This is a genomic window from Streptomyces sp. CG 926 (assembly GCF_003148825.1).
Taxonomy (GTDB): Bacteria; Actinomycetota; Actinomycetes; order Streptomycetales; family Streptomycetaceae; genus Streptomyces.
In genome coordinates, this window is sequence record NZ_QGGZ01000003.1 from 590,440 (window position 1) to 615,026 (window position 24,587).

The following is a 24,587-nucleotide window of genomic DNA, read 5'->3' on the forward strand; positions in this document are numbered from 1 at the left end:
GGCTCCCTACGACATCGCGGCTCGGCCGACCGCGCCCGCCGCGGCCCGGGCGGCAGGTGAAGCCGCAAGGTACTCGACCGCCCTGCGCAGCGAGCCCTCCTGCGAGGGATGGTACGACCGCCGGAAGTAGCGGGGTATGGCCATGCCGAGCTCTCTCCACGGAGGCAGCAGGCCCTTGGCCACCGCGCGGTTGTGCGCGCCGAGCGAGTAGCGCGGCGGGCCGCCCGGTTCGGGGTCGTTGCGTATGAGGTACGAGGCCCCCCAAAGCCACAGCCACGCCAGCACGGGCGCGACCACGACCATCCCCTCGACGCGCCGCGCGTAGCGGGCGAGACCGACTCCCCCGCAGTGCTGGTACATGTCGAAGGCGACGGAGCGGTGCTCCACCTCCTCCGCACCGTGCCACCGCAGCAGGTCCAGCATGATCTCGTCGGCCCCGGCCCGGTCGAGACCCTCGGCGCGCAGCACCCAGTCCCCGAGGACCGCCGTGAACTGCTCGATCGCGGCTACCACCGCCAGCCGGAAGCGCAGCCACTCCCGCTCCGTGACCGGCATCCCGAACGGCGGGGACTCCCCGAGCAGTTTCTCGAACAGGAAGTCCACGTGCCGCGTGTACGCCTGCGTCGGCAACCGCTGCTCGGCGAGGTGGTCCAGAACGTAGGAGTGCTGCACGCTGTGCGTGGCCTCCTGGCCCATGAACCCCTTGACGTCATCGCGCAGCTCGGGGTCGGTGACCAGGGGCAGGCCCTCCTTGAGGACCCTCACGAACCAGCGCTCCCCGGCGGGCAGCAGCAGGTGCAGCACGTTGATGACATGGGTGGCGGTGGGCTCGTCCGGTATCCAGTGCAGAGGGGTGGTCTTCCAGTCGAAGGCCACCCGGCGCGGGCCGATCGGATGCCGGTCGCGGTCGCGGTCGAGATCGAGGTCGAGGTCGATCCGGTCCCTGTACCCGCTCACAGCCTTGGCTCCAGCCTCGCGATACGCCGCAGGGCGCGCGGGGCGAAGCGGGACATCCACAGGGCGCCCTTGGACTCCGGGGTCACCGGTACGACGGCCTCGTTGCGCACCACCGCCCGCAGGATCGCGTCGGCGACCTTCTCCGGCGGGAAGTTGCGCAGCCCGTACAGCCGCGAGGAGCGTTCCTGGCGGCGCTTCTCCTCGGCCTCGTCCACCCCGGCGAAACGCGAGGTGGCGGTGATGTTGGTGTTGACGATGCCCGGGCAGATCGCGGAGACGCCGATCGACTTCGAGGCCAGTTCGGCGCGCAGGCACTCCGACAGCATCAGCACCGCGGCCTTCGAGGTGCTGTAGGCGGGCAGGGTCCTGGAGGGCAGATAGGCGGCGGCGGAGGCGGTGTTGACGATGTGCCCGCCCTGGCCGCGCTCGGCCATCTGCTTCCCGAAGATCCGGCAGCCGTGGATGACACCCCACAGATTGACGTCCAGGACCTTCTTCCAGTCCTCGGCGCTGGTGTCGAGGAAGGCCCCGGACAGGCCGATCCCTGCGTTGTTGACGAGGACGTCGACGATTCCGTACTCGGCGGCGACCTTCGCCGCGAGCTTCTCCATCGCCTGCTCGTCGCTGACGTCCACGCATTCGGCCCAGGCCTCGGCGGCGCCCACGAGGCGGGCCATGTCGGCGGTGCGCGCCGCGCCTTCCGCGTCGCGGTCGACGGCGACCACACGGGCCCCGGCCTCGGCGAAGGCGAAGGCGGTGGCCCGGCCGATGCCGCTGGCCGCGCCGGTGACCAGGACCAGTTGGCCCGCGAAGCGGTCGGCGTACCTGCCCGGGGCCTTCCGTTCCGGCGCCCGCGTGGCGGGCTCCTCCCGGTCGTCGACGAACTCGGTGATCCAGGCGGCCACCTGGTCGGGCCGGGTCCGGGGCACCCAGTGCTTGGCGGGCAGGGTCCGGCGCAGCAGGTCCGGGGCCCACCGCTCCAGATCGTCGTAGAGCCGCTCGGACAGGAAGGCGTCCCCGGTCGGGGTGATCAGCTGCACCGGTACGTGGGCGTACGCGTCGGGGCGCGGCCGGCGCAGTCGCGACCGTACGTTGTCGCGGTAGAGCCAGGCGCCGTGCGCCGCGTCCGAAGGCAGCGATGCCGTCGGATAAGCGCCGGCCGGAACGTCCTCGAGGCGCTCGAGCATCGCCGGCCACCGCTTGCCGAGCGGCCCGCGCCAGGCGAGTTCCGGCAGCATCGGGATCTGCAGCATGTAGACGTACCAGGACTTGGAGCCCTGACTGAGGAGCTGCGCCGCCGCACGCGGGGTGGGCCGCGTCATCCGCTTCTTGATCCAGTGCCCGAAGTGGTCGAGGGAGGGCCCCGACATCGAGGTGAAGGAGGCGATCCTGCCCTCGGTGCGGGCGACCGTCGCGAACTCCCAGCCCTGTACGGAGCCCCAGTCGTGGCCGACCAGGTGCACGGGCCGGTCCGGGCTGACCGCGTCCGCCACCGCCAGGAAGTCGTCGGTCAGCTTCTCCAGGGTGAAGCCGCCGCGCAGCGGCTGCGGCGCGGTGGAGCGCCCGTGGCCGCGTACGTCGTAGAGCACCACGTGGAAGCGGGTCGCGAGCCGCTCGGCGACCTCCGACCAGACCTCCTTGCTGTCCGGATAGCCGTGCACCAGGACCACCGTCGGCCGGCCCGTCTCACCGAGCTCGACGACGCACAGCTCCACCCCCCCGGTGCTCACTCGGCGCTCACGCGCACCCGCCAGGCCCATGGTTTCCGCTCCGGTCATATCGCTCACGCTGCCTTCTCCTCGGCCCAGCGCCGCACGTGCGGCAGATCGTCGTCCAGCCAGAACGCGCTCTCCTCGGGGTCCTGGGAGTCGGTGACGACCAGGATCTCCTCGAACTTCGCGCCGGTACCCCGGAATCCGAGGTGGGGTTCCACCGCCCACAGGCCGGGCTGCGGCGGGTGGTCGGAGAAGTGGTAGGGGCTCCACAGCGGGGACCAGCCCTCGCGGTGGCCGTGCAGGGCGTCACCGGCCAGTCCCTTGAGGGACTGGGTGCCGAAGCCGAAGGCGGTAGGTGACCAGCGCCGCTCCTTGACGCGGTCGATCTTGTGCGCGATCACGCCGAAGGGATAGGCCCGGTGCCGGTTGGCGTACCCCTGCCGGGTCATCAGCCGTTCGACGTTCTCGTAGATCTCGCGCAGGGAGCGCCCCTCGCGCACCTGCTCCAGGATCAGTACGCGGTGCGCCTGAAGGTCGGACATGAGCCGGTCCTGCACCGGATTGAGCCCGAGGCTGCCCGAGTATCCGATGTCGGCCGCGTAGCCCTTGTGGACCGGTGCCATGTCGAGGATGAAAGGCATCCCCGGCTCCAGCTTCCGGTTGGTCGGGAAGAACTGCAGCGGGATCTTGAAGTTCGCGAAGGCGGTGCGGTCCCCGAGCCAGGCGAAGGGCAGATGGAACCAGTCCCGCACCCCGCGCTCCCGCAGCCACTCGCGCTGCATCCGCGCGGCCTCGCGCTCGGTCACCCCGGGCCGCAGCTGGGCGGCGACGGCCTCGGCGCATTCGTACGCCAGGCGCTGCACCTCTCTGAAGCCGCTCAGGTCGCGGTCGGCGGAGTGCCGTCCGGAGGCTCGTCCGGAGAGTCGCGCGGTGCGTTGCTTGGTGTCCCCAGCCATCTCAGCCCGTCCATCCGTGTAGCCGTACGCGCTCGTAAGTTGACACTGATGAATGTGACAATGACCGGAGATCACGTCAAGGGTCGTGCATGGACCTGTGGACAAAGTTGTCGGGTCCACATCAGCCTCCAGTACGGGTGTGTACGCCTGAAGGCTGAGACCGGATCCAGCTCCAGGTCTGACGTTTCACGAGAGCCACGCCACTAACGTCGAACCCGTGACTGTCATCGCGACCGAAAGCCTGAGCAAGCGGTACCCCCGAGTGACCGCCCTCGACCGGCTCTCCCTGGACATCGGGCCTGGTGTGACCGGCCTCGTGGGTGCCAACGGAGCCGGCAAGTCCACGCTGATCAAGATTCTGCTGGGACTGTCCCCCGCCACCGAGGGCAGCGCTGCCGTGCTCGGCCTCGACGTCCACACGCATGGCAGCGCCATCCGTGAACGCGTCGGCTACATGCCCGAGCACGACTGCCTGCCACCCGACGTCTCGGCCACCGAGTTCGTCGTCCATATGGCGCGCATGTCCGGGCTGCCGCCGACCGCGGCCCGCGAGCGCACCGCCGACACCCTGCGCCACGTCGGGCTGTACGAGGAGCGCTATCGCCCCATCGGCGGTTACTCCACCGGCATGAAGCAGCGCGTGAAGCTGGCCCAGGCCCTCGTCCACGACCCCCAGCTGGTGCTCCTCGACGAGCCGACCAACGGCCTGGACCCGGTCGGCCGTGACGAGATGCTCGGCCTGATCCGCCGTATCTACACGGACTTCGGCATCTCCGTCCTGGTGACCTCCCACCTCCTCGGTGAGCTGGAGCGGACCTGCGACCACGTCGTGGTCGTCGACGGCGGCAAGCTGCTGCGCTCCAGCTCCACCAGCGACTTCACCCAGATCACCACGACCCTCGCGGTCGAGGTCACCGACTCCGACACACACCCGGACGGCACCGCCGCCCTGCGCAAGGCGCTCACCGAGGCGGGCGTCACCCTGCACGTCGGAGAGGAGCAGGGCCTGCCCGGAGCCGGCCACATCCTCCTCGTCGAGGCCACGGGCGAGGAGACGTACGACACCGTCCGCGACACCGTCGCGGACCTGGGCATCGGCCTGGTCCGCATGGAGCAGCGCCGGCACCACATCGCGGAGGTCTTCCGCGACAACGACCAGCCCTCGCCCACCGTCCAGCAGAAGGGAGCCGGTTCCGATGGCGCCTGACACCTCGACCCAGATCCACAACATCGGCTACCGGTCCTACGACGGACCCCGGCTCGGCCGCGCCTACGCCCGCAAGTCGCTGTTCTCGCAGTCCCTGCGCGGCGCCTTCGGACTCGGCCGCTCCGCCAAGTCCAAGGTCCTCCCGATGCTCCTCTTCGCGGTGATGTGCGTGCCCGCGCTGATCATCGTCGCGGTCGCCATCGCGGTGCCGGGCTCCACCGACCTGCCGATCAAGTACACGACGTACGCCCTGACCACCCAGGTGATCATCGGCCTCTTCCTCGCGTCCCAGGCTCCGCAGTCGGTCTCGCGAGACCTGCGCTTCAAGACGGTGCCGCTCTACTTCTCGCGGCCCATCGAGCGCGTCGACTACGTCGTGGCCAAGTACGCGGCCATGGCCTCGGCGCTGTTCATCCTCACCGCGACCCCGCTGCTGATCATGTGGATCGGCTCGCTCCTGGCGAAGTTCGACTTCTCCCACCAGACCAAGGGATTCGGGCAGGGACTCGTGTCGGTTCTGCTGCTGTCGCTTCTCTTCGCGGGCCTCGGCCTGGTCATGGCCGCGCTCACCCCGCGCCGCGGGTTCGGCGTCGCCGCGATCATCGCGGTGCTCCTGATCCCGTTCGGCGCGGTGACCGCGGTCCAGGGGATCTCCTACAGCACCGGGAACACCGGGGCCATCGAGTGGATGGGCCTGTTCTCCCCGATCACCCTCATCGACGGCGTACAGACCGCGTTCCTGGGCGCGACCTCCGCCTTCCCCGGCGGCGAGGGTCCCTCGGCCGGCGTCGGCGTCGTCTACCTGATCGTCGCCCTCGGCCTCATCGTCGGCTCCTACGCCGCCCTGATGGCCCGCTACCGGAAGGCCGGGCTGTGACCACCATCGACATCGACCACACCTCCCGCTGGTTCGGGAACGTCGTCGCCGTCAACGACGTGACCATGAAGATCGGACCCGGTGTCACCGGGCTCCTGGGTCCCAACGGCGCCGGGAAGTCCACCCTCATCAACATGATGGGCGGCTTCCTCTCCCCCTCCACGGGCACCGTCACCCTCGACGGCGCGCCGATCTGGCAGAACGAGCAGGTCTACAAGCAGATCGGTGTCGTGCCCGAGCGCGAGGCCATGTACGACTTCCTCACGGGTCGGGAGTTCGTCGTCGCCAACGCCGAACTCCACGGTCTCGACGACGCGGCCGCCCAGCGGGCGCTCGCCACCGTCGAGATGGAGTACGCCCAGGACCGCAAGATCTCCACGTACTCCAAGGGCATGCGCCAGCGCGTGAAGATGGCCTCGGCCCTGGTCCACGACCCGGCCGTCCTGCTCCTCGACGAGCCGTTCAACGGCATGGACCCGCGCCAGCGCATGCAGCTCATGGACCTGCTGCGGCGCATGGGCGACTCGGGGCGCACCGTCCTGTTCTCCTCCCACATCCTGGAGGAGGTCGAGCAGCTCGCCTCGCACATCGAGGTGGTCGTGGCCGGCCGGCACGCCGCTTCCGGCGACTTCCGTAAGATCCGCCGCCTGATGACGGACCGCCCGCACCGCTACCTCATCCGCTCCTCCGACGACCGGGTGCTCGCCGCGGCCCTGATCGCCGACCCCTCCACCGCCGGCATCGAGGTCGACCTCAAGGAAGGCGCGCTGCGCATCCAGGCCGTCGACTTCGGCCGCTTCACCGAGCTGCTGCCCCGCGTCGCCCGGGCACACGGCATCCGGCTGCTGACGGTCTCGCCTTCCGACGAGTCCCTCGAGTCGGTCTTCTCCTACCTCGTCGCGGCCTGAAAGGAGCTGGCACCCATGTACGAACCCACCGTTGCCCGGCTCACCTACCGGGCCCTGCTCGGTCGGCGCCGCGCGCTGATCCTTCTCGCGCTGCCCGTCCTGCTGATCGTCATCGCGCTCGTCGTCCGTGCCTTCGTCGGCGTGGACGACAAGGTCGCGGCCGACCTGCTCGGGGGCTTCGCCCTCGCCACCATGGTCCCGCTGATCGGTGTCATCGCCGGCACCGGAGCCATCGGGCCCGAGATCGACGACGGCTCCATCGTCTACCTGCTCGCCAAGCCGGTGAAGCGCCCGAAGATCATCATGACCAAGCTGATCGTGGCGATCGCCGTCACGATGGTCTTCTCCGCGATCCCCACCCTGATCGCCGGCTTCATCCTCAACGGGAACGGCCAGCAGATCGCCGTCGCCTACACGATCGCGGCCCTCGTGGCCTCGATCGCCTACAGCGCGCTGTTCCTGCTGCTCGGCACCGTCAGCCGGCACGCGGTCGTCTTCGGCCTGGTCTACGCACTGATCTGGGAGTCCCTCTTCGGCAGCCTGGTCGACGGAGCCAAGACCCTCAGCGTCCAGCAGTGGGCCCTGTCCGTCGCCGAGAAGGTCGCCGGGAACGGGTACGTCGACGCCACCGTCGGCCTGCCCACCGCCGCGATCCTGCTCTGCGCGGTCACCGTCGGCGCCACCGTCTACGCGGGCCAGAAGCTCCGCCGCCTCACCCTGGCGGGCGAGGAGTAGGCCCCGACGCACCGCATACGAACCTGTGCCCCGCCCGGCCCACCGGCCAGGCGGGGCACAGGTTCGCGCGGCATCATCGGTGCATGGTCGCGCACACCGAGCCGGAGCCGTCCAGGCCGCTGCGGTCCTGGATACGCTCCTCGCCCGGAACGCACATCTGGCTTCTGATCATCGCCGTCACCAGCGTCGTCGTCGCGATCGCGCCCGACCGGGTCGACAGCGTCCTGCTCCACCGCAACAGCAGCAACATCAACCAGCTCGTCAAATATCCCGTCCGGGCACTCGTCGGCAGTGCCTTCTGGATCGTGAACCCGGCCTCGCTCGCCCTCTACGCCGTGCTCTTCGAGGTGTTCCACGCCCCCGTCGAACGCTGGCTCGGCACCCTGCGCTGGCTCCTGATCGTCGCGACCGCCCACGTCGTCGCCACCCTGGCCAGCCAGAAGATCCTCCTGACCGCCATCCAGGATCACCGGGCCCCGCACAGCATGACCCACGTCGTCGACATCGGCGTCAGCTACGGGCTCGCGGCCTCCATCGGCGTCCTCACCTACCGACTCCCCGGCCCCTGGAGATGGCTCTACCTGGCCGGAGCGGTCGCCTTCTTCGGGATGCCCTTGGTCACCGGCGGCACCTTCACGGACCTCGGCCACGCCATCGCGCTCTCCGTCGGCCTGCTCTCCTGGCCACTCACCCGCAACGTTGTTTCACGTGAAACATGAGCGGCCTAGGGTCGGGTGTCGCGCCGGTCCGCGTCCGTCGCCGAATCCGGTTCGGCGACACCGTGCTCCCATGCCCAGGCGGCGATTCCCACCCGGTTGCGAGCCCCCAGCTTGGCCTGGACGTTCGCGATGTGGGTCTTGGCCGTTCCCGCGCTGATGAACAGCTCGGCGCCGATCTCGGCGTTGGTGAGCCCCCGCGCCACCAGACGCACGATCTCCACCTCCCGTTCCGTCAGCGGATGCGTCGCGGGACGGGCGACCGGCCCCGCCTGCGCCAAGCGGCTCAGCAGCCGCACCGTGATCTGCGGACTGATCAGCGTGTCCCCCGCCATCGCCGCACGGACCCCCTCGATCAGCAGCGTCGGCCCGGACCGCTTCAGCAGAAAGCCGCAGGCGCCGTTGCGGAGCGCTGTGTGCACGTACTCGTCCAGGTCGAAGGTGGTCACCACCACCACTCGTGTCTGCGGCGCCAGCAGCCGGGTCACCTCCAGCCCGTCGAGCCGCGGCATCCGGATGTCCGCGAGCACCACATCGGGCCGCAGTTCCCGAGCCAGCGCCACCGCGCTCTCCCCGTCCGCGGCCTCCCCCACCACGGTCATGTCCGGCTGTGAGTCCAGGATCAGCCGGAAACCGCTGCGGATGTCGTCTTGGTCATCGGCTATCAGGATGCGTGTGGTCACACCGCCATGATCACCCGAGGGTGCGCTCCTGGGCCGGGAAAACGGCGCATACCCGCCACCCTCCGTCGGTGCTCGCGCCGGCCCGCAGTGTCCCGCCCGCCGCTTCCACCCTGCCGCGCAGACCGGCCAGCCCCGTTCCGCTCCGCCGCCGCAGCCCCAGTCCCCGCAGTCCGCCAGTGCCTCGGGCCGGTGCGGAGTTGGCCACGCTCAGCTCGATCCCGTTCGCGGCCCGGTGCAGGCGTACCCGTACGACCGCCGCGCCGGGCGCGTGCCGGCGTACGTTCGTCAAGGCCTCCACGGCCACCCGGTACGCGGTGGTGTCCGCCTCCCGCGACAACTCCCGGACCGCCGTGGGATCGGCGTCCAGTACCCCGCCCTCGAACCGCTCCACCAGCCCGGGCAGTTCCGAGGTCCCCGGGACCGAGGCGGACCGCGCACCGGCCGCCTCCCGCAGCGCGTGCACCGTCCGGTCCATCGAGGCGAGCGCGCCGAGCCCCGCCGCCTCGATCCGCTCCAGCGCGCGGACCGCCTGCTCGGGGTCTTTGTCCGCCACGAACCTGGCCGCCTGGGCCTGCACCACGATGGCGCTCACGTCGTGCGCCACGAAGTCGTGCAGATCCCGGGCCAGTTCCAGCTGTTGGTCCCGTCGACCGTCCCGGACCGCCCGGCGCATCCGGCTCGCCTGACGGCGCAGATATCCCCCGGCCGCCAGAGCCCCGAGTGCGGGCGCCGCCCAGAACGCCGCCGCCCCGCAGACCTCCAGCCACGATGCCGCCCGCCACATCAGCGGTACCGGCCACAGTGCGACGGCCGCCACGCCCAGCACAGCAGCGAAGGCTCCCGCGCGCATCGGGGACCATCGGGCCACCAGGGCCAGCAGCGGGAGCAGCAGACCCACCCAGACCAGCGACCAGGACGGGGGCGCCCCGAGGAACCCCCCGAGGAGGCCGACGACGCCGGCAAGGGCGAGTAACGGGGCGTACGCGGCACGGAGGTCGAGGGACATGCACCGACCCTACGAGCGCACCCCGGGTCCCGGCCATCTGCCGATCGGCAGAGCTGCAGGGACCGTCATGGGGACCATCGGCCTGCTGATCGGCGGATGGTTGCAGAGGTCTCGGCCGACCAGGCTGGAGTCATCAACCGGCACCTCCTGAAAAGGACTTGGCAGATGACCTCGCACGCCGCCGTTCGCGCTTCGCACACCGTGCCCGGAGTCTCTCCATGGCTTCGCCGGCTCGCCCAGCTCACTTCGCTGACCGTGCTTCCCAGCTGCGTGTGGCGGCTCGCGATCGCGGTCGGCATTCCCATGGGTTGGGGCCCGGGCAGCGATCTGCACCATTCGTACTACCCCGGCTCCGGGTCCCTGGTCCTCCTCTTCGTCTGCGTGCTGCAGGAGTGCCTGGGTCTGTCGAGCCTCGGGCTGGTCCAGCGCTGGGGCGAGGAGTTGCCCCGCTGGATCCCCGTGCTGGGCGGACGCGCGATCCACCCCCTGGCGGCGGTGGTTCCCGCGGCGCTCGGCGCGATCGCGGTCACCGTCGTCACGGTCCTCGGCGCCTGGACCTGGAGCGAGGTCAACGCCGCGAATCCCGATGCGCCCACCGGGCTCGCCCTCCGGATCTTCGACCTGTCCTACGTACCCCTGTTGCTCTGGGGCCCCCTGCTGGGCGTGCTCACCGTCGCCTACTGGCGACGCCGCCGGGTCCACGGGTGATGCACGGAAATTCGCTGGTAAGGGACCTGCGCCCGGTGCAGAGTGAGTGGTGCGGGGAGCAACAAAAGGTCCGGGGCAGCCACTTCGAGCGCGCCTTGCGGCGCGGGCTGTCCCGGACCTCTCTCCTACGTCGTGCGCGTTACGCGGCGCCCAACAGACGCTCCAGCACCACCGCGATGCCGTCCTCCTCGTTGGAGGTCGTCACCTCGTCGGCCACGGCCTTGAGCTCGGCATGGGCATTGGCCATCGCCACCCCGTGCGCGGCCCAGCCGAACATCGGGATGTCGTTGGGCATGTCGCCGAAGGCGATGGTCTCCGCCGCCTTCACCTTCAGCCGGCGCGCGGCCAGCGACAGGCCCGTGGCCTTGGTCAGACCCAACGGCAGGATCTCGACGATGCCCGGACCCGCCATGACGATGTCGACCAGGCTGCCCACCGTTTCACGGGCCACCTTGACGAGCGCGTCGTCGTCCAGCTTCGGGTGCTGGATGTAGAGCTTGTTCAGCGGAGCCGTCCAGAGCGCCTTGGCATCCTCCAGGTAGAGGGCCGGCAGGCCGCCTTCCTGCACCTGGTACCCGGGCCCGAACAGGACCTCGCCGTCCACCCCGTCCCGGCTGGCCGCCAGGGCCAGCGGGCCGATCTCGGCCTCCAGCTTCGACAGCGCCAGACCGGCCAGCTGCCGGTCCAGCGTCACCGAGGTCAGCAGCCGGTGCGCACCCGCGTCGTAGACCTGCGCGCCCTGCCCGCACACGGCGATCCCCTTGTAGCCGAGATCGTCCAGGACGTGCCGGGTCCAGGGCACGGCCCGACCGGTGACGATGATGTGCGCCGCGCCCGCCGCGGTGGCCGCGACGAGCGCTTCACGGGTGCGTTCCGAGACGGTGTCGTCGCCACGCAGCAGCGTGCCGTCGAGATCGGTCGCGACGAGCTTGTACGGGAACGGGGCCGGGCTCACTTGGCGATCGGCTCCAGGACCTCGCGGCCACCGAGGTAGGGGCGGAGCACCTGGGGCACCCGTACCGAACCGTCGGCCTGCTGGTGGTTCTCGAGGATCGCGACGATCGTGCGCGGTACGGCGCACAACGTGCCGTTCAGCGTGGACAGCGGCTGGGCCTTCTTGCCGTCGCGGTAGCGGATCGACAGGCGGCGCGCCTGGAAGCTGTCGCAGTTCGAGGCCGAGGTCAGCTCGCGGTACTTGCCCTGGGTGGGGATCCACGCCTCGCAGTCGAACTTGCGGGAGGCCGAGGCGCCCAGGTCACCGGTGGCCACGTCGATCACCTGGAACGGCAGCTCCAGGCCGGTCAGCCACTGCTTCTCCCATTCCAGGAGCCGCTGGTGCTCGGCTTCGGCCTCCTCCGGCGCGACGTACGAGAACATCTCGACCTTGTCGAACTGGTGGACGCGGAAGATGCCCCGGGTGTCCTTGCCGTAGGTGCCGGCCTCGCGGCGGAAGCACGGGGAGAAGCCGGCGTACCGCAGCGGCAGCTTGTCGCCCTCGATGATCTCGTCCATGTGGTACGCGGCGAGCGGGACCTCGGAGGTGCCGACCAGGTAGTAGTCGTCCTTCTCCAGGTGGTAGACGTTCTCGGCGGCCTGGCCGAGGAAGCCGGTGCCCTCCATGGCGCGCGGGCGGACCAGAGCGGGCGTCAGCATCGGGATGAAGCCGGCCTCGGTGGCCTGGGCGATGGCCGCGTTGACCAGCGCCAGCTCCAGCAGGGCGCCCACACCGGTCAGGTAGTAGAAGCGCGAGCCGGAGACCTTGGCGCCGCGCTCGACGTCGATGGCGCCCAGCAGCTCGCCGAGCTCCAAGTGGTCCTTGGGCTCGAAGCCCTCGGCGGCGAAGTCGCGGATGGTGCCGTGCGTCTCCAGGACGGTGAAGTCCTCCTCGCCACCGACCGGGACGTCCTCGTGGACGATGTTGCCGATCTGGAGGAGAAGCTGCTTGGCGGCCGCGTCGGCCTCGTTCTGCTCGGCCTCGGCCGCCTTGACGTCCTGCTTGAGCTGTTCGGCCTTCTTCAGCAGCTCGACCCGCTCCTCCGGAGAGGCCTTGGGAATGAGCTTGCCGAGCGACCTCTGCTCATTGCGCAGGTCGTCGAAGCGCACGCCGGAGGACCTGCGGCGCTCGTCGGCGGAGAGCAGTGCGTCGACGAGTTCGACGTCCTCTCCACGGGCGCGCTGCGAGGCGCGGACACGGTCAGGGTCTTCACGGAGCAGCCGGAGGTCAATCACCCCTCCAGGCTACCGGGCTGGGGTTCCAAGGATCACACCGATATCACGCTGCGTGTCGCTATGTCCTAATTGCAACGAATGGATAAGTCTTGACGGCTGACCGGAAGTGGCCCTTCCCGAAGCGTCAATAAAAGCGGGTCCATTCCCCGAAAAGGGGCAGAATGCCGACGGCTCGGCGGGCTCTGAGCAGGCCCGGAGAGGCTTCTTGTCCACAGGAATTGCCGTGATCCGCAGCTTATCCACAGGCTGTGTGCTGCCTCTGTGGACACAGGAATAGATCATTCCTGATCGGTGGACGCCCGGGACGAATCAAGGTTCAAACCACCCTCACACACTCATTCGGGTGGGAATGCCTCGCCCCAAAGAGTTGATCGGCGATACGGAGGTGACACCGTTCACCTCCCGCTCCCCAGAGCGAAAGCTGAGCCACTCGGGCGATTTGTCGACCTTGTCGCGTCGTACTGTCGACTTGTCCCCAGGTCCCCATCTCTGCCTGTGGATAACTCTGTGGACAGTGGACGACGGTCTTACGCCCGCCCGTCGAGGCAACGACCCAGCCAGTCGGAGGCGGCCGTGAAGTCACCGTCGGAGGTCCCGTGCCGAGGAGCCCGGACATCACTCTGAGCGACGCCGGCACGCGGGTAGGAGCCGAGGAAGCGGACCTGCGGGCAGGTCCGCTTGAGGCCCATGAGTGCCTCGCTGACCCGCCGGTCGGAGATGTGGCCCTCGGCGTCGACGGCGAAGCAGTAGTTGCCGATGCCCTGCCCGGTCGGACGGGACTGGATCAGCATCAGGTTCACCCCACGGACCGCGAACTCCTGAAGGAGCTCCAGCAGCGCACCGGGGTGGTCGTCGCCGAGCCACAGCACGACGGAGGTCTTGTCCGCGCCGGTCGGGGCGGCCGGCCGGGCGGGGCGACCGACCAGGACGAAGCGGGTCTCGGCGTTCTCCGCGTCGTGGATCTCGGTCACCAGCGGAACGAGCCCGTAGGTGGCGGCGGCGAACTCGCCAGCGAAGGCGGCGTCGAAGCGGCCCTCCTGGACCAGCCGGGCGCCGTCGGCGTTCGAGGCGGCCGACTCCCACACCGCGTCGGGCAGATTCGCCCGCAGCCAGTTCCGCACCTGCGGCTGGGCGACCGGGTGCCCGGTGACGGTCTTGACGTCCGAGAGGGCGGTCCCGGGTCGCACGAGCAGCGCGAAGGTGATGGGCAGCAGCACCTCGCGGTAGATCATCAGCGGTTCGCCCGAGGCGAGCTCGTCGAGGGTGGCCGTGACCCCGCCCTCCACCGAATTCTCGATCGGGACGAGAGCGGCGGCCGCCTCGCCGTTGCGCACGGCGTCCAAGGCGGCCGGGACGGACACCATCGGGACGAGTTCGCGGGTCGCGGCTTCCGGCAGGGTGCGCAGGGCGGCCTCGGTGAAGGTGCCCTCGGGACCGAGATACGTGAAGCGGGTGGCTGACATGCGATCAGCCTAATGCCGGGGTGCCGCCCGCCGGGTTGCTGTTCATCCTTCGAGCAGCCGCTGCCCCACGTACTCGCCGCTGCCGGGGCCGGGCGGCACCGCGTACAGGCCGCTGGACTCGTGCCGGATGAACTGCGACAGCGCGTCGCCTCGGTCGAGCTTGCGCTGAACGGGCACGAATCCGCGCAGTGGATCGGCCTGCCAGCAGACGAAGAGCAGCCCGGCGTCGGGAGCGCCGTCGGGGCCGATCCCGTCGTGGAAGGAGAAGGGGCGCCGCAGCATGGCGGCCCCGCCGTTCTGCTCGGGGGCGGAGATCCGGGCGTGCGCGTTGGACGGGATGACGGGCTTCCCGTCGGTGCCGAGCTTGTCGAGTTCCATTTCGGTGGTCTCGTCGCCGCCGGTCAGCGGGGCGCCGGTGGCCTTCGTGCGCCCGATGACCTGTTCCTGCTGCGCGAGGGACTGCTTGTCCCAGTCGTCGAGGAGCATGCGGATGCGCCGGACGACGGCGTAGGAGCCCCCGGCCATCCAGGCGTGTTCGGCGGGCCCGGGGCCCGCGCCGGGTACGAAGATCCGCTTGTCGAAATCGGGTTCCGATCGCTTCGGATTGCCGGTGCCGTCGATCTGGCCCATCAGGTTGCGGGCGGTCATCGGTGTGCCGGTGGCGCCGGGAGACCGGTTGAAGCCGTTCATCTGCCAGCGGACCCGGGCGGCCTCCCCGGCCTCCTTCTGCAGGGCGCGCAGCGCGTGGAAGGCTACGAGGCCGTCGTCGGCGCCGATCTGGACCCACAGGTCGCCGTTGCTGCGCTGGGCGTCCAGTCGGTCCGAGGAGAAGTCCGGCAGCGGGTCGAGGGCCGTGGGACGGCGTGCGGTCAGGCCGGTGCGCTCGAAGAAGGAGTGGCCGAAGCCGAAGGTGACGGTGAGGGAGGACGGGCCTGCGTCCAGCGCGATCCCGCTGTCGGAGGTCGGGGCGGGATCGCCCGCCATCAGCCGCCGGGCGGTGTCCGACCAGCGTCGCAGCAGCGCGGCGGCCTCCGTACGGCCCGCCCCGGCGGTCAGGTCGAAGGCGACGAGGTGCCCCTTGGCCTGCAGCGGGGTGGTGATGCCGGCCTGGTGGTCTCCGTCGAAGGTCACCTGGGTGGCGCCGAGGGAGGCCAGAGAGCCGGCTGCTCCGCGGGCGGAGCCGCTCCCGGAGTCGTCCAGCACGGAGTGCGCCAAGGCGCCGCCTGTGGTGCCGAGGGCGATCCCGACGGCGCCCGCGGCGCCGACGGTACCCAGCAACCTGCGCCGGGAGATCTCGATGTCGGGGTTGGTCTCGGTCACGCTGGTCAGCCGATCTTCACAGTCTTCTGGACGGTGGTCTGGTCGATGTCGGAGGTACGGACGGTCACGTCGATGCGCCAGTCACCGGCGAGCGGCAGTTGGACGCCGGAGGCGGTCCAGTGTCCGGGGGCGGCCTGCTCGGGGGCGAGCGGCAGGGGGCCGATGTCCTTGGCGGGAAGGGTGAAGGCGACCTTGACCTCGGGGAGGTCGAAGGGAGTGCCGTCGGCGGACTCGGACCAGAGGTGCAGGGTGTTCGCGCCGACCCGCCCCGGGTCGAGTTCGAGCCGGACGGTCCCCTTGCCGTTCGGACCGCCGGTGTCGAACGGCAGGGTGATCTTGACGGCGCGGTCGGGTACGGCGGTGGCGGTGGAACCGCGGCCGGCCTCCCGCTCCACGGTCCGCCCGGGCTCGGTACCGGTGAGCACGGTGGTGACGGCGAGCAGGATCACGGCGATGGCCGCTTCGGCGAGGACGGAGCGGCGCAGTCCGGCGCGGTCCGGGTCGGCGTCCCGGACCCGCTTCTCCAGCGCGCTCTCGCGAGCGGCCCGCTGTCGGGCGAGCTGGGCGGCCCGTTCCGGGTCCGCGGGGACGGCCACGGGCGCTGTTTCACGTGAAACATCGGAGCTTTCGGGGACGGCGCCCGGCGCTGTTTCACGTGAAACAGCGCCGGCGGTCCGCACGGTGGCTGCCACGGCCCCGACGCCCGCTTCGCCGTCCACGCGGGCGTCGGCGAGTCGCGCGGTCCATGTGCGGGACATGTAGGCGATGCCGAGGAGAACGGCGACCAGGCCGACCTTCAGGAGGAGCAGTTGCCCGTAGTCCGTGCCGGTGAGGGCGGACCAGCTGCCGAGCTGACGCCAGGACTGGTAGACGCCGGTGACGGCGAGTACCAGGACGCTGACGAACGCGACCCGGGAGAAGCGCCGGACGGCCGAGGGTTCGATCCCGGGGATCTTGTGGAGGGCGACGAGCAGCGCGGCGAGACCGCCGAGCCACGTGGCGACGGCCATCAGGTGCAGGATGTCCGCCGGCATGGCGATCCCCGGCTGGATACCGGTGGAGGCGTGCTCGGAGAGGGCCCAGGTGGCGGCGATACCGCCGGACACCACGGCTCCGCCGATGGCCAACCCGAAGGTGAGATCGCTGGTGTCGTCCGGCCTGTAGGCCTCCTCGGTCCCCTCGCCCTCGGCGGTCCCGTCGGCCTGGTCGGATCCGTCGGTCTCCTCCTCGGGCCGGTCGGGCGCATCGGGCCCGAGGCCCGCCACGCGGCGTGCGTAGACGCCGAAGAGGACCGCGACGAACAGGGCGGCAGCCCCCAGCAGGAGCAGCCTGGAGACGAGCGAGGCCCCGGTCTTCGTCTCCAGGACGGCCCGGAGCCCGTCGAGGTCGAAGACGTCGGAGAAGTTCCCGGACCCGGTGTACGGGGTCCGCAGCACCAGCATGGCGAGGGTGGCCGCGGTCAGGGTGACCCAGGCGCGCACGACGAGCTTCTGGAGCGGTCGTTCGGCAGCGCCCCTGCGCCAGCACAGCAGGATGAAGGCGGCCCCGCCCACGAGGACGGCGAATCCGGCGTAGGAGGCGTAACGGGCGATCCCGTAGGCGATGCCGACGGGTCCGCCGCCGGCCTGCGCGGTGGGCAGCGAGACATCGGTGGCCGAGGGCGCGCCGATGGAGAAGGTGAAAGCACCGGAGATCGGATGGCTGTCGGCCGAGACGGCCTGCCAGGCAACGGTGTAGGTGCCGTTCGGCAGTCCGGTGTGCAGCGCGGTGCCGTAGCGGACGGTGTTCCCACTGCACATGTCGCGCAGCTCGCCCGTGTCCACGCGTTTGCCCTGGGGGTCCAGGACGCGGATCGAGTCGTCGCCCATGGCGACCTGCTCCGAGAAGGAGAGGGTGACCTGGGCGGGGGCCGTGGCGACCACCGCCCCGTCCTTGGGGTCGCTCGCGGTGAGTGCGGCGTGCGCCGTGGCCGGTGAGGCCACGGTGAACAGGGTTGCCAGCAGGGCTGCGAGGACCAGCGCGAGCCGCGGCAAGGATGCCGTGGCACGGGCGCGGGCCGTGGAGGGGGCGGGGGCGGTGGCCGTCATGGCGTGTGAGCTCCTCGGTCCGTCAGTGGTGGTTGCCGGACGCGTTCGTCGGAGCCTGGGCGTTGTACGTCCGGTCCTTCACGTCCAGCTCGACCTTGACCGGACCGGCCTTCTCGAAGCGGAGCTCGACGCTGACCTTGTCGCCGACCTTGGGAGTGCTCTTGAGCCCCATGAACATGATGTGGTTGCCGCCGCGCTCCAGCCGGAGCTCGCCGTTCGCCGGCACGTCCATCGACTGCACCTGCTGCATCTTCTGGTCCTTGGTCTCGTGGATCTGGAGATCGTCGGAGAGCGAGGAGGTGGCGCCGGTGAGCCTGTCGGCGGTCTCGGAGCCGTTCTTGATGACCAGGAACCCGCCGGCCATCTTGTCGTTCACGGGCTCGGGCATGAAGGCGCCGCTGACGGTCATCTTCGGCTCGGCCTCGCCGGAGCAGCCGGATATGGCGAGCGTTGCCGTCAGGGAGAGGGCGGCGGCGAGGGTGCGGGTGGTGCGGGCGTTCACGGGTTCTCCCCCTTGACGAGCTTCGGCAGGTCCTTGGTGTAGTCGTCGACGGTGGTGCCCTCGCCGTAGAGGACGTAGCCCTCGTCGGTCTTGGGCGAGAACGCGATGACCTGGGCCCCGTGCATGGAGACGACGTCGCCGTTGGCGTCCTTCGTCGCGGGGTCGATGCCGATGCCGAGCGTGCGTGCGGCGGCCTGGATGGTCTTGAAGTCCCCGGTGAGTCCGACGAAGGACGGGTCCTGTGACTTCAGCCAGGCGGCGAGGGACTCGGGAGTGTCCCTCTCGGGGTCGGTGGTGACGAAGACGACCCGGAGGTTGTCCTGGTCGGCCTTGGGCAGAGCCTTCTTGGCGACGGCGATGTTGCTCATCGTCAGCGGGCACACGTCGGGGCAGTTGGTGTAGCCGAAGTAGATGAGCGTCGGCTTGCCCTTGGTCTGCTCACGCAGGTTCCACGGGTTGCCGGTGGTGTCCGTGAGGACGAGCTCCGGCTTGTTGAAGGGGCGGTCCAGGAGGGTCGCGGCCTTGTCGTTGCTCTGACCGCCGGCGATCTGGGTGACCCCGCCGGGCTTGACGGGCTCACCGCCGCAGGCCGTGAGGGTGAGTACGGCCGCAGCGAGCAGCGCGGCGACCGTCACACGTGTGGTGCGCATGAAGAAGTGTCCCTGGGATCGGGGATGCTACGGATGGTTCGGAAGGGCGGCGCCGACGGGCGCGGCGGGTCAGGCGGAGCGGCGGCGCGAGGCGATGCCGAAGGCGACACCGCCGAGTCCGACGACGATGCCGGCGATGCCGAGGACGCGCGCGGTGGTGTCGGAGCCGTGTTCGCCGGCGGCCTGGTCGTGGCCGTGCTCGGCGTCCTTGTCGGCGTTCTTCGGCTCGTCGGCCTTCGCACCGCTGTCGTGGTGGTCGTCGCCCTTGGGGGCGGTCAGCTTCAGGACGGGCGCGGGGTTCTGCGGCTCCGCGGCGCCATCCTTGGACTCCTCGATCCAGCGGACGATCTCGCCGTTGTCGTACGTCTGGATGGACTTGAAGACCATCTGGTCGACGTTCTCGGGCAGCTTGCCCACCGAGAGCGGGAACTGCTGGAACTTGCCGGGCTCGATCTTGCCGCCGGACCAGGTCACCTTGGTGACGGCCTTGGTGATCTGCTTGCCGTGCACGGTGAGCGGCTTGTCGAGGTCGCTCGTCTCGACCTTCACGGTCCAGCCGGGAACGTCCTGCGGCATGACGGAGCTGAGCGGCTGGTCGATCGGGAAGTTGACCTCCAGCTGGGTGGTCGACGCGTTGTCCCGCTCGTTGGGGACCTTGAAGTTGATCGTCGCGTAGCCGCCCTTGGCCGCCTCACCGGCGGGCTGCACCCCGACGTGGGCGAAGGCCGGGCCGGAGAGGAAGAGGACGGAACCGGCGGCGATGGCGGCGGCGATGGAGACGCGAGAGGTCTTCATGACAGGAACACTCCACGGAAGCAGTGGTGGCGGTTGCTCCGCGCACGGGCGCGCACGGAGTTCGCGGCACCGGTATCCCGTTCTGCGTCCGGGAAGGTGGGTGCCGCGTCAGGCTGCGAGGGCGAACGCCACGGGTGGGCCGCGCCGGATCACCGTGTGCTGGAGTGCTTCCCGCCCCGTGCGGCGCGCCGGGTCGGACCCGGTCCGCAGGTCCTGCGGAGTACGGGGGGCCGAGGCCGGGAGTCCGGCGCCGAGGGCCCGTACGAAGGCGAGTGCGGCGCGCAGCGGACGTATCGGGGCGGCTTCGGCGGAGCGACGGGACAGCTCGACCAGGCGGAAGAGCGCGGCGTCTCCGCGACCGAGCAGCCAGCCCGCGGCGAGGGCGGCCAGCAGGTGGCCGGCCAGCATGGCCGGGCTGAACAGGCCGGTCGCGGGTGCCATGGTGACGGCCTGGGCCATGTGCGCGTGCGCTTCGTGTCCCTGTGCCACGACCTGCCCGGCCTGCGCGGCCTGTGTGGTCTGCTCGGCGAGGGCGGCGGGGTCCAGGCCTGCGGCTTCCAGGATCTGCCGGGCGTCGGCCGGGCTGAGCGGTACGGAGTTGCCCCCGCACACCAGCCGTGCGGCGAGCTCGGCGAGCGAGGCGTCGGCGGTGCCGGCCGGTGCCTGCGCGGCCGCCGCGCCGTGCTGGCCGAGGCCGAACATCGCGTGCAGGCCGAGTTGTCCGGCGGTGAGAGCGGCGGCGATCCCCGGCAGCGTGCGTCGACGGCCCGCGAGCGGGGCGGCGACCGCGAAGACGGCGAGGAAGCCGAGGCACAGTGACCACCAAGGCACGGTGGCGCAGGACGCCAGAGCGTGCCCGATCGCGGACAGCACGACACAGACCGCGGTGAACACCGCGGCCCGGATCAGCCGGAGGCCGACTCCGGCCTGCGTCGCGTGGGGATCAGACATGGCCGGGTCATCATCGCACTGCGCTCGGGCCCCTCATACGGCAGGTCCGGAAGGTCCGTATGAGTCCTGTGCCCGAGGAGCGTTCGGGCCCGCCGCGGGTGGCCGCATACACCGCTCCCCCGGAGAGCCGCATCGGCCGGACGGGCGTATTGAGGTCTCGGACGGTCGCAGGGCGCTTACGCCCCCTCGCGGGCGGCAATACGTAACCCTATGAGCATCTGGTGGTCTCTCCACTTGAGGCGCGAAGCCGCGAGCGTGCCGCTCGCCAGGCGACTGCTGCTGGGGACGATGGAGACCGCGGGGGTGGACCCGGACATCTCCTTCGATCTCTCGGTGGCGCTGAGCGAGGCGTGTGCGAACGCGGTGGAGCACGGCGGGGGTGGCGAAATCCCGGACGATACCGAGGCGTACCACGTCACGGCCTATCTGGACGGGGATTGCTGCCGCATCGAGGTGACCGATTCCGGTCCGGGGTTCCCACCCGCGACGGTGGCCCGCCGCAGACCCTCCCTGGCCGAACACGGCCGGGGCCTGCACCTGATCGCCGAACTCGCCGACCACGTCCGCTTCCGCAACCGGCCGGGCCGCGGTGCTGTGGTGAGCTTCGACAAGATGCTGAAGTGGCGCGACGACGCGCTCCTGAAGGTGTCGTAGCCCCCAGGCGTGTCCTGGCGTCCCGGAAACGCCGACGGGCGGGACCCGTGGAGGATCCCGCCCATCTTCGTCCGTGCGCAACGCGGAGGCGTCAGCCCTTCAGGCGCGCCATCCAGGCCTCGACGTCGGTCGAGGTGCGGGGCAGACCCGCGGACAGGTTCCGGTTGCCGTCCTCGGTGACGAGGATGTCGTCCTCGATCCGGACGCCGATGCCGCGGTACTCCTCGGGCACGGTCAGGTCGTCGGCCTGGAAGTACAGGCCGGGCTCGACGGTGAGGCACATGCCCGGCTCCAGGGTGCCCTCGACATACGCCTCGGTGCGCGCGGCGGCGCAGTCGTGGACGTCCATGCCGAGCATGTGGCCGGTGCCGTGCAGGGTCCAGCGGCGCTGCAGGCCCAGCTCCAGCACCCGCTCGACCGGGCCCTCCAGCAGGCCCCACTCGACGAGCTTCTCCGCCAGCACGTGCTGGGAGGCGTCGTGGAAGTCGCGGAACTTCGCACCCGGCTTCACCGCGGCGATGCCGGCTTCCTGGGACTCGTAGACCGCGTCGTAGATCTTGCGCTGGATGTCGGTGTACGTGCCGTTGATCGGCAGGGTGCGCGTGACGTCGGCGGTGTAGAGGGAGTGGGTCTCCACGCCGGCGTCGAGCAGCAGCAGGTCACCGGAGCGGACGTCACCGTCGTTGCGGACCCAGTGCAGGGTGCACGCGTGCGGGCCGGCGGCGCAGATGGAGCCGTAGCCGATGTCGTTGCCCTCGACGCGGGCGCGCAGGAAGAAGGTGCCCTCGATGTAGCGCTCGGAGGTGGCCTCGGCCTTGTCCAGGACCTTCACGACGTCCTCGAAGCCGCGGACGGTGGAGTCGACGGCCTTCTGCAGCTCGCCGATCTCGAAGGTGTCCTTCACGGCGCGGGCCTCGGAGAGGTAGACGCGCAGTTCCTCGTCGCGCTCCTTGGTCACCTTGTCGGTGAGGGCGGACTCGATCACCGAGTCGTGGCCGCGCACCGCGCGGACGGGGCCCTCGGCCTCGGTGAGGGCCTCGGCGAGCTCGCGGACGTCCTTCGCGGGGATGCCCAGGAGCTGCTCGGCCTCGGTGAGGGAGTGGCGGCGCCCGACCCACAGCTCGCCCTGGCCGGACAGCCAGAACTCGCCGTTCTCGCGGTCGGAGCGCGGCAGCAGGTAGATGGTGGCGGTGTGCCCGGCCGGCCCGGTGGGCTCCAGGACCAGGACACCGTTCTCGGTCTGGTCGCCGGTGAGGTACGCGTACTCGGTCGAGGCCCGGAAGGGGTACTCGGTGTCGTTCGAGCGGGTCTTCAGGCGCCCCGCGGGGATGACGAGACGCTCACCGGGGAAGCGTCGGGACAGCGCGTCGCGGCGGGCGAGGGTGTGGGCGGCCTGGGCGATGGGCTCCAGCCCGTGCAGCTCGGTGTCGGCCCAGCCGCTGCGCATGCTCTCCGCGAGTTCGTCGCTGACGCCCGGGTACAGACCGTTCTTGCGCTGCTTGTGCGTCTTCTTGGGCTGCTCTTCTTCCGGGGTCTCCGGGGTGAGCTCGTCAGCCACGTCTTCTCCTCAGCTACGACGGTACGGACCTGGGTGTGGACCGCATCCATCGTATGCGTGTGCGGAAGAGAGCTGTTCCGAATCGTGCCGTCCGTCACGATTCGGAACCTGCCGAACATGCGTCGGGTCCTATTCGAACCGGGCCGCGAGCAGCACGATGTCCTCGGGGGCGTCGGTCGGGTTCCCGCCGGGCAGCACGGTCCGCAGGATGTGCTCGCACAGGGCGGCCGGGTCCTCGCGGACGCTGCGGGGTGCGGTCGCGGCCGCGGCGTGCAGTCGGGCGTAGGCCCGGTCCATCGGGTCGCCCGTGTGGTGCAGCAGCCCGTCGGTGTAGAGAAGCACCGTTTCTCCGGGTGCGGGTTCGATCTCCACGCTCGGTGCCTCCCAGCAGGACAGCATGCCCAGCGGCGCGGAGAGCGAGGTCTCCACGTACTCGGTGCGGTGCTCGCCGATCAGCAGCGGCGGGGTGTGTCCGGCACCGGCCAGAATGATCTTGTTGCCCTGGCCGCCGGATTGCGGCCCCCCGGCGGGTTCGCAGTAGGCGAAGAGCGCGGTGGCGGAGCGGGCGGGCTCGGTGAGGCGCAGCAGCAGTTCCAGGTCGGACAGGACCGCTACCGGGTCCTCGCCCTCCATGACGGCGTAGGCGCGCAGCGATGCGCGCAGCCGCCCCATCGCGGCGACGGCGCTGGGCCCGGCGCCGGTGACGGAGCCGACGGCCAGGCCCAGGGCGCCCTCGGGCAGCGGCAGGGCGTCGTACCAGTCACCCCCGCCGAGCGGCCCGGTGTGGTGGCGGGCCGCGAGCTGTACCCCCGGGATCCGGGGGAGCCGGCTCGGCAGCAGTTCCTCGGAGACGGTGGCCAGGTGCGAGCGGGAGCGCTCCACCTCCAGCATCCGAGCCAGGTGCTCGGCGGCGTGCCGTACGTACAGCCCGACGAGGTCGCGCTGGCGGTCGTTCGGCTCGGCCTGCTCGTCGTAGAGCCAGACGGCCGCGCCGAGTCGGCCGGTGGCCTCGGCGGTGAGGGGGAGCGAGTAGCTCGCGGCGAAGCCGAGACGGGCGGCGACCTCGCGGTGGCGGGGGTCCACGGGGGCGGCGAAACCCCCGGTTCCGGGGGGTGCGCCCGGCTCGGGGAGGAACTCGGAGCCGCCCTGGGCGTCGGGCAGGCCGTCGAGGATCCGCCCGTAGGAGGTGGCGCTGCGCGGCACGGTCTCGATGTGGCCGAGCTCCGCGTGGCCGAGTCCGAGGCCGATCGTGCTGGTCGGGCCGAGGCCGTCGGAGGGCTCCAGGACGATCAGGCCGCGGCGGGCGCCGACGAGCGTGGCGCCGGCGCGCAGGAACTCGCGCAGCGAGGTGTCGAGGTCACTGGCGCGGGCGAGGCGTTCGGTGAGTTCGTGGAGGGTGGTGAGGTCCGAGACCATGCCCGCCAGCCGGTCCTGGATGACACTGCCCGGGCCGCCGGGCGCAGCGGCCGGTGCGGGGGTGGTCCGGGCAGGCGTGGGCGCCGCAGTGTGCGGCGACGCCGGTACTGCTGGATCGATTCCAGCCACTTTCGGCAGATGCGGGGCGCTCATGGCGTCCGCCTTTCCACCTGGTGCGATTCGCCAAATAGCATCGCAAACCCCCAGATCGTGCTGCGCCGCCATCAAGGAATCCACATCTACACGCACACATGGATGCATGTCCAGCATTGCCCAGGTGGGAATCCTGGTGTCCGTGGGGCCGCAACTCACTGTCGGGCCAAGGCTAGAACTTGGCCGGAAAAAGCGGCAAGCAGTCGGTTTTTGCGATCGACTGAGCGGGCTCCGCTGGGGCCTCGGGTACGTACTCGGTGATGCACGCGGCCAGTTGGCGCTCCGGGAACCACCCGACGCGGTCCGTCGTCCTTAGCGGCGGCCGCCGGTCCCGGTGGCCG

23 protein-coding genes are annotated in these 24,587 nt (G+C 70.6%); 7 read left to right on the forward strand and 16 right to left on the reverse strand.

What is annotated here, in order from left to right; genetic code table 11:
- Nucleotides 1-6: 6 nt before the first annotated feature.
- From BCL76_RS11325 to BCL76_RS11335, 3 genes are read right to left on the reverse strand one after another with little or no spacing between them, the layout of a single operon-like run.
- Nucleotides 7-957 (reverse strand): metal-dependent hydrolase, encoded by a 951-nt coding sequence (locus BCL76_RS11325; protein ID WP_375137903.1) that lies wholly within the window; start codon nucleotides 955-957, stop codon nucleotides 7-9.
- Nucleotides 954-2,717, reverse strand: coding sequence for an SDR family oxidoreductase (locus tag BCL76_RS11330; protein WP_109779482.1), 1,764 nt, complete (start codon nucleotides 2,715-2,717; stop codon nucleotides 954-956). Before BCL76_RS11330 ends, BCL76_RS11325 begins: the two co-directional genes overlap by 4 nt.
- 23 nt (nucleotides 2,718-2,740) lie before the next feature.
- On the reverse strand, nucleotides 2,741-3,628 hold the full coding sequence (locus tag BCL76_RS11335; RefSeq protein ID WP_258309527.1) for a M24 family metallopeptidase: 888 nt from the start codon (nucleotides 3,626-3,628) through the stop codon (nucleotides 2,741-2,743).
- Nucleotides 3,629-3,845: 217 nt separating this feature from the next.
- On the opposite strand from BCL76_RS11335, the gene BCL76_RS11340 reads away from it, so the two are divergent.
- The 5 genes from BCL76_RS11340 (at nucleotide 3,846) to BCL76_RS11360 (ending at nucleotide 8,074) form a co-directional block, all read left to right on the forward strand.
- Nucleotides 3,846-4,835 (forward strand): ABC transporter ATP-binding protein, encoded by a 990-nt coding sequence (locus tag BCL76_RS11340; protein WP_109779326.1) that lies wholly within the window; start codon nucleotides 3,846-3,848, stop codon nucleotides 4,833-4,835.
- Nucleotides 4,825-5,712: a hypothetical protein gene (locus BCL76_RS11345; protein ID WP_109779327.1), complete on the forward strand. Its 888-nt coding sequence runs from the start codon at nucleotides 4,825-4,827 to the stop codon at nucleotides 5,710-5,712. Before BCL76_RS11340 ends, BCL76_RS11345 begins: the two co-directional genes overlap by 11 nt.
- Complete coding sequence (locus BCL76_RS11350) at nucleotides 5,709-6,620, forward strand: ABC transporter ATP-binding protein (RefSeq protein WP_109779328.1); 912 nt, start codon at nucleotides 5,709-5,711, stop codon at nucleotides 6,618-6,620. Before BCL76_RS11345 ends, BCL76_RS11350 begins: the two co-directional genes overlap by 4 nt.
- A gap of 15 nt (nucleotides 6,621-6,635) precedes the next feature.
- On the forward strand, nucleotides 6,636-7,355 hold the full coding sequence (locus BCL76_RS11355; RefSeq protein WP_109779329.1) for an ABC transporter permease: 720 nt from the start codon (nucleotides 6,636-6,638) through the stop codon (nucleotides 7,353-7,355).
- 83 nt (nucleotides 7,356-7,438) lie between these two features.
- Nucleotides 7,439-8,074 carry a rhomboid-like protein gene (locus BCL76_RS11360; protein ID WP_109779330.1) on the forward strand — a complete coding sequence of 212 codons (636 nt, stop codon included), beginning with the start codon at nucleotides 7,439-7,441 and terminating at the stop codon, nucleotides 8,072-8,074.
- Nucleotides 8,075-8,079: 5 nt separating this feature from the next.
- Here BCL76_RS11360 and BCL76_RS11365 read toward each other — a convergent pair whose 3' ends face one another.
- Together BCL76_RS11365 and BCL76_RS11370 are read right to left on the reverse strand one after the other, a co-directional pair.
- Nucleotides 8,080-8,754, reverse strand: a complete 675-nt coding sequence (locus tag BCL76_RS11365) for a response regulator (protein WP_109779331.1) — start codon at nucleotides 8,752-8,754, stop codon at nucleotides 8,080-8,082.
- Nucleotides 8,755-8,764: 10 nt separating this feature from the next.
- The gene (locus BCL76_RS11370) at nucleotides 8,765-9,760 is read right to left on the reverse strand and encodes a sensor histidine kinase (protein WP_109779332.1); all 996 of its coding nucleotides are present in this window, start codon (nucleotides 9,758-9,760) and stop codon (nucleotides 8,765-8,767) included.
- A gap of 165 nt (nucleotides 9,761-9,925) precedes the next feature.
- On the opposite strand from BCL76_RS11370, the gene BCL76_RS11375 reads away from it, so the two are divergent.
- Complete coding sequence (locus tag BCL76_RS11375; protein WP_109779333.1) at nucleotides 9,926-10,468, forward strand: hypothetical protein; 543 nt, start codon at nucleotides 9,926-9,928, stop codon at nucleotides 10,466-10,468.
- A gap of 139 nt (nucleotides 10,469-10,607) precedes the next feature.
- On the opposite strand, the gene BCL76_RS11380 is transcribed toward BCL76_RS11375, so the two are convergent.
- The 9 genes from BCL76_RS11380 to BCL76_RS11420 form a co-directional block, all read right to left on the reverse strand.
- Entirely contained in the window at nucleotides 10,608-11,423 is an 816-nt protein-coding gene (locus tag BCL76_RS11380; RefSeq protein WP_109779334.1) for an HAD family hydrolase, read from the reverse strand.
- Nucleotides 11,420-12,697, reverse strand: a complete 1,278-nt coding sequence (gene serS, locus BCL76_RS11385; RefSeq protein ID WP_109779335.1) for a serine--tRNA ligase — start codon at nucleotides 12,695-12,697, stop codon at nucleotides 11,420-11,422. The genes BCL76_RS11380 and serS overlap by 4 nt, the downstream gene beginning before the upstream one ends.
- Before the next feature lie 527 nt (nucleotides 12,698-13,224).
- A complete protein-coding gene (gene pheA / locus BCL76_RS11390) occupies nucleotides 13,225-14,160 on the reverse strand; it encodes a prephenate dehydratase (protein ID WP_109779336.1) in 936 nt (311 codons plus the stop codon).
- A 42-nt stretch (nucleotides 14,161-14,202) separates the two neighbouring features.
- Complete coding sequence (efeB, locus tag BCL76_RS11395) at nucleotides 14,203-15,480, reverse strand: iron uptake transporter deferrochelatase/peroxidase subunit (protein ID WP_181382508.1); 1,278 nt, start codon at nucleotides 15,478-15,480, stop codon at nucleotides 14,203-14,205.
- A 5-nt stretch (nucleotides 15,481-15,485) separates the two neighbouring features.
- Nucleotides 15,486-17,567 (reverse strand): copper resistance CopC/CopD family protein, encoded by a 2,082-nt coding sequence (locus tag BCL76_RS11400; protein ID WP_109779338.1) that lies wholly within the window; start codon nucleotides 17,565-17,567, stop codon nucleotides 15,486-15,488.
- 22 nt (nucleotides 17,568-17,589) lie between these two features.
- A complete protein-coding gene (locus BCL76_RS11405) occupies nucleotides 17,590-18,069 on the reverse strand; it encodes a copper chaperone PCu(A)C (protein ID WP_109779339.1) in 480 nt (159 codons plus the stop codon).
- On the reverse strand, nucleotides 18,066-18,719 hold the full coding sequence (locus BCL76_RS11410) for an SCO family protein (RefSeq protein WP_109779340.1): 654 nt from the start codon (nucleotides 18,717-18,719) through the stop codon (nucleotides 18,066-18,068). Before BCL76_RS11410 ends, BCL76_RS11405 begins: the two co-directional genes overlap by 4 nt.
- Before the next feature lie 69 nt (nucleotides 18,720-18,788).
- The gene (locus BCL76_RS11415; protein ID WP_109779341.1) at nucleotides 18,789-19,514 is read right to left on the reverse strand and encodes a YcnI family copper-binding membrane protein; all 726 of its coding nucleotides are present in this window, start codon (nucleotides 19,512-19,514) and stop codon (nucleotides 18,789-18,791) included.
- Between the two features lie 108 nt (nucleotides 19,515-19,622).
- The gene (locus BCL76_RS11420) at nucleotides 19,623-20,465 is read right to left on the reverse strand and encodes a PASTA domain-containing protein (RefSeq protein ID WP_109779342.1); all 843 of its coding nucleotides are present in this window, start codon (nucleotides 20,463-20,465) and stop codon (nucleotides 19,623-19,625) included.
- A 210-nt stretch (nucleotides 20,466-20,675) separates the two neighbouring features.
- On the opposite strand from BCL76_RS11420, the gene BCL76_RS11425 reads away from it, so the two are divergent.
- The gene (locus BCL76_RS11425) at nucleotides 20,676-21,119 is read left to right on the forward strand and encodes an ATP-binding protein (protein ID WP_109779343.1); all 444 of its coding nucleotides are present in this window, start codon (nucleotides 20,676-20,678) and stop codon (nucleotides 21,117-21,119) included.
- 91 nt (nucleotides 21,120-21,210) lie between these two features.
- Here the strand turns inward: BCL76_RS11425 and BCL76_RS11430 are convergent, their stop codons facing one another.
- Nucleotides 21,211-22,677: an aminopeptidase P family protein gene (locus BCL76_RS11430; protein WP_109779344.1), complete on the reverse strand. Its 1,467-nt coding sequence runs from the start codon at nucleotides 22,675-22,677 to the stop codon at nucleotides 21,211-21,213.
- Nucleotides 22,678-22,806: 129 nt separating this feature from the next.
- Nucleotides 22,807-24,363 carry a PP2C family protein-serine/threonine phosphatase gene (locus BCL76_RS11435; protein ID WP_109779345.1) on the reverse strand — a complete coding sequence of 519 codons (1,557 nt, stop codon included), beginning with the start codon at nucleotides 24,361-24,363 and terminating at the stop codon, nucleotides 22,807-22,809.
- Nucleotides 24,364-24,587 lie beyond the last annotated feature (224 nt).

Coding starts and splice junctions, on each gene's coding strand:
- BCL76_RS11330 (WP_109779482.1), bottom strand. CDS start 2,717: ATGGGCCTGGCGGGTGCGCGTGAGCGCCGAGTGAGCACCGGGGGGGTG.
- BCL76_RS11335 (WP_258309527.1), bottom strand. CDS start 3,628: ATGGCTGGGGACACCAAGCAACGCACCGCGCGACTCTCCGGACGAGCC.
- BCL76_RS11345 (WP_109779327.1), top strand. CDS start 4,825: ATGGCGCCTGACACCTCGACCCAGATCCACAACATCGGCTACCGGTCC.
- BCL76_RS11355 (WP_109779329.1), top strand. CDS start 6,636: ATGTACGAACCCACCGTTGCCCGGCTCACCTACCGGGCCCTGCTCGGT.
- BCL76_RS11360 (WP_109779330.1), top strand. CDS start 7,439: ATGGTCGCGCACACCGAGCCGGAGCCGTCCAGGCCGCTGCGGTCCTGG.
- BCL76_RS11370 (WP_109779332.1), bottom strand. CDS start 9,760: ATGTCCCTCGACCTCCGTGCCGCGTACGCCCCGTTACTCGCCCTTGCC.
- BCL76_RS11375 (WP_109779333.1), top strand. CDS start 9,926: ATGACCTCGCACGCCGCCGTTCGCGCTTCGCACACCGTGCCCGGAGTC.
- pheA (WP_109779336.1), bottom strand. CDS start 14,160: ATGTCAGCCACCCGCTTCACGTATCTCGGTCCCGAGGGCACCTTCACC.
- BCL76_RS11400 (WP_109779338.1), bottom strand. CDS start 17,567: ATGACGGCCACCGCCCCCGCCCCCTCCACGGCCCGCGCCCGTGCCACG.
- BCL76_RS11410 (WP_109779340.1), bottom strand. CDS start 18,719: ATGCGCACCACACGTGTGACGGTCGCCGCGCTGCTCGCTGCGGCCGTA.
- BCL76_RS11415 (WP_109779341.1), bottom strand. CDS start 19,514: ATGAAGACCTCTCGCGTCTCCATCGCCGCCGCCATCGCCGCCGGTTCC.
- BCL76_RS11420 (WP_109779342.1), bottom strand. CDS start 20,465: ATGTCTGATCCCCACGCGACGCAGGCCGGAGTCGGCCTCCGGCTGATC.
- BCL76_RS11425 (WP_109779343.1), top strand. CDS start 20,676: ATGAGCATCTGGTGGTCTCTCCACTTGAGGCGCGAAGCCGCGAGCGTG.
- BCL76_RS11435 (WP_109779345.1), bottom strand. CDS start 24,363: ATGCTGGACATGCATCCATGTGTGCGTGTAGATGTGGATTCCTTGATG.